Annotated in this window: 3 protein-coding genes; all 3 read right to left on the bottom strand. The window is 65.7% G+C overall.

Annotated elements, in window-relative coordinates; genetic code table 11:
• A partial coding sequence (locus H7290_RS06435; protein WP_290513195.1) for a hypothetical protein occupies window positions 1-532 on the bottom strand: 532 nt, incomplete at its 3' end.
• Between the two features lie 15 nt (window positions 533-547).
• On the bottom strand, window positions 548-1,606 hold the full coding sequence (locus H7290_RS06430) for a hypothetical protein (protein ID WP_290513194.1): 1,059 nt from the start codon (window positions 1,604-1,606) through the stop codon (window positions 548-550).
• A partial coding sequence (locus tag H7290_RS06425) for a hypothetical protein (protein ID WP_290513193.1) occupies window positions 1,603-3,264 on the bottom strand: 1,662 nt, incomplete at its 5' end. The genes H7290_RS06430 and H7290_RS06425, both read right to left, overlap by 4 nt.

The raw sequence follows: 3,264 nt of genomic DNA, 5'->3' as shown, positions 1-3,264 counted from the left end.
TCGGGTTGCGGATCGACGGCGGCTTCACCGTCTGGACAATCGCGGCAGATAGGGCGGCGCGGGTCGCCGAGGTCGTGTCGTTGACGCCGGAGGCGATGATGGTGTCGTTGGTGTTGCCGACCGCCGCTGCTGCAGCCGCAGATGCAGCGGCAGCATCACGGGCTGCATACACCGACTCGAGTGTGCCCGTGGTTACGCTCACCAGCGTGACGTCGACCTTGGAGCCGAACGCGGTGTTGGCAGTCAGCGAGAAGAAGTTAGAGGTAGCCGTCCGCACGACGCTGCGAGGCGCGTCGTCCACATACTCGATGACCACCCGGTAGGCCGCCACCAGCGCCCCCGTGCCGACCAGCGTGATCGACCACGCGCCGTTGGTGGCGAAGGTCAGCGCCTTGTTGCCGTAGAACTGCGTGTTCGTCGCCGGGTCATTGATGACCGGCTGCGACGGCTCCACGTAGCCACGCAAACGCTTGGTGGACCCAGCTCCGATGAGATCAGATGCGGTGCCGGTGAGTGTGTAAGACGTAGCCACGAGGGGCCCTCCTTGCTAGGCGGTGAGATTGCCGGAGCCGCGCACGGTCAAACGGTCGGCGAGAGAGCGGCCTGAGAACTGCTCGGGAGTGAGCCAGATCGAGTCCGAGCCGTTGATCCACTCGCACTCGCCGATCACGAAGTCGAGGTAGGGCAGGCCGTTAAGCCACTGGCTGTATGAGTCCAGGCCATGCACGCGAACAACCTGCCCGCCACGGATCATTGAGAGATCCGCTGGTCGACCGCCGGCAGTGAGAAGCTGCGCCGGTCCGACCTCGATGCGCTCGGTGAAGGACAGCCGCGCCTTGCCACGCGCCAACATCCCAGCAAGACGGTTGTCAACGCGGGTCGTTGAGATCGCCCCGAGCGGGGTGAGGTCCACAGGGAACTGTCGATACCCCCAGTGCTGCGAGGCTGCCACATCCTCCTTGCTGCGCGTCGTCAGCGTCCCCGCGGCGTTGTAGCGGGCGAAGAGGTGGGTGGCGTAGTCGTCATCCGCGACGCCAGGGTAGGCAGTGCCGGGCGTCATCTGCCACGTCGGGGCCGTGTCGTTCGCCACCATGCGGAAGCCGCCGTCGGCATCGACGAACCAGCGCTTGCCCTGCTCGACCGCTACCGACGTAGCCAGCACGTCGAGGTGGTTGAGCCCCTGGACCGCGTCCGCGGTGATCATCGGGCTTGTGGCGATCGACGTCGGGAGCGTGAAGGGTGCGCCGTAGGAGATTGCCGATGTGATCGCGGTGTCGAGGATCGTCGTGGATGCGCCGCCACCCGTGAAGCACAGGTAGTGCTCGGCCTCGCGGTAGATCCCCTGCGCGGTGAAGGACTTGCCGGACTCGATGCGGCCCGGCTCTGAGAGGTGGCCTTGACCGACGACGAGCCCGCCGTCCATGACCTCCACCAGTGCGCCACGCTGCAGCGCAGGGTGGTCGAAGTCGAGGGGCAGGTCCATCTCCCACGAGGCCTCGTGGAAGCCGCCGCCCTCCTGCGACCAAGCGAAGCGCGTAGTGAGGGCATCTGTGAAACCGATCGAGCCTAACCAGTAGCCACCAGAGCGGAGATTGAAGCCGCTCACGGGTCAAGGCTCGGTACGAAGTTGAAATAGCGGCGGTAGTAGGAGAAGGCGGATGCGACGTCGGGCGAGCCTGAGGACACCATGAAGACGGTCGTCTCGCCCTTGAAGGTATGAGTGCCCCATGCCTTCATCATCGAATAAGCCCCATAGGCGTCCGACTGGTCGGCGGCGGTCCCGATGTAGACGGCAGGCGACGGGTCATCCAGGTCGGGGGTCTCGATCCACGCCCGCGACGAGGAGCCGGCCTCAAAGCAGGTCCACGGCCCGTGAAAGAGCCATCCCTCGTCCAAGACGCCGGTGCCGCCGAGTACAAGCCTGACCGAGGCCGTCGAGACGGATGGGACCTTGAGAGTCGGCAGGTCAAGGTTCGCAACGGCAAAGACCTGGTACCCAGCAGCGGGCGGCGTCACGACCGTCGAGCCTGCGACCTCCTGCAGAAGTGTGCCGCCCTGGTTCACCTTCGCCGACCACGTCACCGTGATCGGCGTGGTCGACGGGGCGTTGAGCCGCACGACGAGCTGGTGCTTTCCGCGCACAATCTCGGCGATCGGAATTTCGTAGGTCGGCGAAGATGACAGCAGCTCCGTCGACCCGCTGACCGCGTTCGTGTCGGAAGTGATGGTGCCGCCCGAAAGTCGGCGGGGCCGCAGTGCTGGGGTGCCCGTCACAGCCTCGGTTGAGGTGTGCACGATGACAGTGCCCAGGCTGCCCGTCGCCGTTGAGAGGGCCAGGCTGCCCTGAGTGCGCGCCGAGCCGGCCACCGTCAGCGAGCGCGTCGTTTGCTTCGTCGTGCCCGTGTACGGCGGCGCGTTGGATGCGGTCAAGTTGGTGAAATCGAACACCGACCCGAACGCGGGGAAATCGACCCCGAACTCCATCGACGCCACCGATGCGTCAGGCACGTAGTAGGTGTGGCGAAGGCGGCCCGACGTGCCCGAGATGCCAGCGACAGACGAGATCCTCCGCGCCAGCACACCTCCGATCCTCAGCAAAGGGATCTTGCCGCACGGCGTCACGTCGAGCGAGACGTAGTGCCGCCCCGTCAGATCGAACGACGTCACGCCTGTCCACACTGCGCGAGGAGACCTCGTCGTCGCGACCCTCAGGAACGCGCCCTGGTCCGACAGTGTGCCGATCCGCGCCGTCCATTCGGTCGTCGAATTGGCCGGACTGATCACCGTGACCACCGGGGCCGCAGTCGTGACCGGGATCGCCTCGACCATGTCCATCTCGGCGGGACGAACGAACGGCGCGCAGACGAACCGGAGGACGTACACGCGCTCGTTGCTGTTGACCTCGAGGAGGTCATCGGGCGCATGGCCGAAAGAGGACGTCTCCACATCAAAGACCGACTCGGGCGCCCAGCCGTCAGGCGGGGTCAGGCCAAGCTCGTTACGGCAGCCCATCTGTGCAGCCAGCGCCTCCTCGCCACGACCCAGCGCCGTGCTGTCAGCACCACCGACGACCACAAGGAAGGTGGGCTCACGGTTGCCGTAGCCCTGCGTCATCAGCCGTGCGCCATCCTGAAGCAGTGTGCGAATCGTCACCTCGATCGGCTCTGGCTGGCCATTGCTGAACGACTCGCCGTAGATCGCGAAGGTGTAGTCGGCGCTATTCGCATTGTCGTCCGCACCGTCAGAGAGGATCAGGTCTCCAAG

Source organism: Aeromicrobium sp. (genome assembly GCF_014378035.1).
In the GTDB taxonomy this organism is placed as follows: Bacteria; Actinomycetota; Actinomycetes; order Propionibacteriales; family Nocardioidaceae; genus Aeromicrobium.
Note: the sequence above shows the minus strand (reverse complement) of the source record. Positions and strands in the feature narration are given on the sequence as shown.